The 3,890-nt window shown below is 37.1% G+C and carries 6 protein-coding genes and 1 pseudogene; all 7 read left to right on the forward strand.

Annotated features, from left to right (window positions below; genetic code table 11):
• The first annotated feature begins 108 nt into the window (after window positions 1-108).
• Window positions 109-282: a hypothetical protein gene (locus tag GW12_RS15865; RefSeq protein WP_171077664.1), complete on the forward strand. Its 174-nt coding sequence runs from the start codon at window positions 109-111 to the stop codon at window positions 280-282.
• A gap of 311 nt (window positions 283-593) precedes the next feature.
• A pseudogene (locus tag GW12_RS16195) lies at window positions 594-765 on the forward strand (putative metallopeptidase); the annotation flags it as partial.
• 128 nt (window positions 766-893) lie between these two features.
• The gene (locus GW12_RS04855; protein ID WP_034584253.1) at window positions 894-1,310 is read left to right on the forward strand and encodes a hypothetical protein; all 417 of its coding nucleotides are present in this window, start codon (window positions 894-896) and stop codon (window positions 1,308-1,310) included.
• A 110-nt stretch (window positions 1,311-1,420) separates the two neighbouring features.
• On the forward strand, window positions 1,421-1,912 hold the full coding sequence (locus GW12_RS04860) for a hypothetical protein (protein ID WP_034584256.1): 492 nt from the start codon (window positions 1,421-1,423) through the stop codon (window positions 1,910-1,912).
• Between the two features lie 349 nt (window positions 1,913-2,261).
• A complete protein-coding gene (locus tag GW12_RS04865) occupies window positions 2,262-2,864 on the forward strand; it encodes a nitroreductase family protein (protein WP_034584258.1) in 603 nt (200 codons plus the stop codon).
• Window positions 2,865-2,990: 126 nt separating this feature from the next.
• On the forward strand, window positions 2,991-3,359 hold the full coding sequence (locus GW12_RS04870; RefSeq protein WP_034584261.1) for a hypothetical protein: 369 nt from the start codon (window positions 2,991-2,993) through the stop codon (window positions 3,357-3,359).
• Window positions 3,356-3,751: a hypothetical protein gene (locus GW12_RS04875; RefSeq protein ID WP_034584264.1), complete on the forward strand. Its 396-nt coding sequence runs from the start codon at window positions 3,356-3,358 to the stop codon at window positions 3,749-3,751. Before GW12_RS04870 ends, GW12_RS04875 begins: the two co-directional genes overlap by 4 nt.
• Window positions 3,752-3,890: the final 139 nt, after the last annotated feature.

Raw genomic sequence — 3,890 nt, forward strand, 5'->3', positions numbered from 1 at the left:
GGGAACTAAATTAAGGCTTATAGGATCGCTTGGTAAGGCTGTGTTAGCCGGATGCTTACAGATTACTAATATAAGTTCCCTGATAATTAGAAAAACGAGGTAAGGGCAATGGTAGATTTTGATGATGATTTTGACATAGAAGAACCATATCACGATGATGATGCATACTCAGAGTATGTTGCCAAAAATTGTAATAGCTGCAAGGGAAGTGGCTATGATGTCGTAGATGGTAAACAGTGTGCTGAATGCCTAGGAAGCGGTAAAGTCAGTAAAATTGAATAATTCATACCCATCTGTTAAGCCCGCTCAATGAGCGGGTTTTTTATATGGGTAGAAAACAAAGATTAATGTCCAATCACAATTTTTGGATTACTTTAATTCTTAAGATATTTTATGTATTTAACTATATTAAATTTATATATTTGTTTGAGTTTTCTATGGTTTAGCTATAGTGAATACGTTTTTCAACAACCCTAAAATCAGCGCAAAATGATTCAGGGGAAAGCCCACAGTAATTGTGGGCTTTTTTTATTGCCGAGAATAAATGTGTTGTAAAAACAGTCAAAGGAAGGGTTAAAACCTGATTTCTTCATTTCTGTCGTTTGATCGAGCATGAGCTTTATCATATTGTGGTTGAGCATGATGTAGAAGTGTTCTTCGGTGAAATTAAACGGTGGGGTGCTGACGAATCTATTAAGCTCTAAGAATGCGCCGTTTGTACCTGAATGTATCACTGCGTGTTGTGGCACAAGTGTTATAAATTGAACATATACAGGACTTTTCCATTAATTTATATAATACTAATTTATTATAATTAAATAACTTATGCCATTTTTTTAGAGGTGTAGTAATACATAGAATTTAATTTCTACTTTTTATTTGAAATTTAAGAAATGAAGAAATTAACGAAAATTATTGGGGTAATTTTAGGGCTTGGTTTAATTAATTTTGCAGCGAATGCTCAATATCCAAAAACAAAGGCTCCTAGTGAGATTTGTTACTATTTCAACTCTAAAGATATTCTTGGTGGAAGTTGGAAAGAAGAGTTATTGGTTTCTAAAAAGAAACTCACTTACAAACAGGCCGCTGCATTTATGAAGAAAAATCATGGCATGTCTGAAATCTACGATATGGAAGAATTGGACGAAATTGACTGTGATGCTGCAGTTGTAAGTTATAGCTATGAGCCAGGCTATTTACACTATTACAAGGAGCCTCACGCCCCAGCTAGGGCACAGACTACCAAAGCCCAAGCTCAAGCAGTTAAAAAATCCAATACCACAGCTAAATATTTAATTAACGTTGAATAAGATGTCATAATTGCTAAAATGCACACCGCTTTTTATTACAGTTTTGCAAGAATTTTACAAGTGAGAAATTAAGTTTTTGTAAAACAGTATCTTATCCAGGAAAATTTTCAATGCTCGATATTTATTTAATAGATGTTCAAAAGAAGGTGCAATTCAAGGATTATCCAGGTGAGCATCCTGTTAAATTTATTCTGAACTTTAAGAAGATTTTCCCAAGTGTGATGGAACTGCTGCTTCCTGTGCTGCCTGAAAATGAAAATCTGGATGAAATGACATGGGAATCCACGTCTGAAGATTTTGAAACTTTCCAGATGTTATTAGCTGGCTGGGGCATTATTGAGCTGCGTTTAGGGGCGATTAGCCAGTTTAAGGATAAAGCTTTTGCAGACCAATTGATTCGTCAGACACAACAAAAACGTAAGGAATATCAGAAGAAGCATCTAAAACTTTCTACAGTCGAACTAGACTATCTGTTTATGCACGATATCCATGCCTTGATCGATGCTGAGCTCATCGAAATTGGTGAGAAATTCTATCTGCCGACACTGCGTGAACTCTGGAAAGCTAAAGTTCCTGCGAATGTGCTGAATGCAAAACTCTAAGCTTTTATTGAAAATTTCATGATTCAATAATCCTCCCAAGCGGAGGATTATTTTTACCGGTTGATATAAAAGGTATTTTGGGTTTATATGAAATAGCCTAAGCAAATTTAGGTTATCATTCTGATTTTGCTTTATAAAATAGAATACTAGAGGGGTATGTTGGAATCAATTTTGCTTATTTGTATCATGTATATAATTATCAAGAAAATAGCGTAGCAATCTCAGCTATTTTTTCTTAAGGTATACAAAGTCATCCAATCAAGTTGGTTTTTCTTTTGAATAAGAAAAACTTAATAAAATTACTGGATGGTTCAAATTTTCTCGAAGATATATCCAAGGATTTTCCATAATGTCGAATCAGTTTTTAGATTTAATTACAAAACGCCGTACTGTATATGCCATTGGCAAGAATGTTTCACAATCTCCTGAGTACCTGACTGATTTGATTCAAAATGCAATTAAGCAAAGTCCATCTTCATTTAACTCGCAATCTTCACGTGCTGTGATCCTGTTTAATGGTGAGCATGAAAAATTCTGGGGCTTTGTTGCAGACAAATTAAAAAGCTATGTCAAGGATGAAGAGAGTGCAGCAAAAACTACTGCGAAAATGGCAAGCTTTGCGGCAGGCTTCGGCACTATTTTGTTCTTTGAAGATCAAGAGGTGGTAAAAGGTCTGCAAGCGCAGTTCCCATCTTATGCAGAAAACTTCCCGATCTGGGCAGAGCATTCTACTGCAATGGCGCAGTTTGCTACCTGGACAGCATTGCACACTGAAGGTTTAGGGGCATCGTTGCAGCATTACAACCCGATTGTTGATGAGCAGGTGCATGCAGAATGGGAAGTTCCAACAAACTGGAAACTTCGTGCACAGCTGGTATTCGGTTCAGTAGAAGGCGAGTCTCGTGACAAAGACTACATTTCTGACTTGGAGCGTTTCAAGGTATTCAAATAATTTGAAAATCCGGCATCTGCCTGAATTTTTATAGGCAGATGTCATGTATCAAGCGACAAAAAGCACATTCAGAATTATAAAAATTAGGCTACACTTAGGGCGCATTGAATTTAGAGTAATGACGCCATGTCAAAAAACACCCAGAAACTTTCACCACTTCAAGAACTTATTGCAGAACAGAAATTACTGTGTGAAGAAGTTGGCTCTACCTATGTTGAAGTGAGTGGGGATGATGTAATTGCTGTGGCTGTCCATACTTTAAATCAGGATCCTATTGTTGGTATTCGCAAAGCACCAGATATAGCAAGCAAAGTCAGCTGGTATATCTATGGTGGTGAAGAAGTGTCTAGTGATGCAGATTTCGAACTGATGACAGTGCGAGAATTGCAGGATATCGCGCCAGACGTTCTGCCGTATCTGGCCTTGGAACAAGGCTATCGTTTCATGATCGATGCTGATGATTATGAAGATGTCTGGAAAGAAGGTCAGGAATGAAGAAGCTTGCTGGTATCATTTGGCTAGGACTTAACGGCGTATTCTTAATGAATTACGCCGTGGCTGAAAGTATGACTCAGGAACAATACGACCAGTATATTGCTGACCAGACCCGTATTGTGAATGAAACCAAAGCTGTTCTGGATGAGCCTCATACAGGGGAACAGAAACCCAGCATCAATGCTGAGCGTCAGGCTCTATGTGACCGTATTCAAGCCTATGAGAATATTTTGAAAGCTTCTCAAGAAAACAGTCAGCTGAATATGGCTTCCATGATGGCTACGATTGCCCAGAATTTTCTTGATCGTCAAAATCAGAGCATGAATAGTTCAGGCATGACATCTGGGGTATTTTGTAAGAACAGGGAAGAACAACCTACTGAAGAGGAATAATCTAAATTATAAATATAAGGCGATCTTTTATTTTTCTATTTAGTAGAACTATATAAAAATAGAAGTGATTAGTGATTTTCCCAGGCATATATCCACAAAATTATTAGAATCATTAGTATTTTTAAGGCTCTAGACTAGC

Source organism: Acinetobacter sp. HR7 (assembly GCF_000773685.1).
Classification (GTDB): Bacteria; Pseudomonadota; Gammaproteobacteria; order Pseudomonadales; family Moraxellaceae; genus Acinetobacter; species Acinetobacter thermotolerans.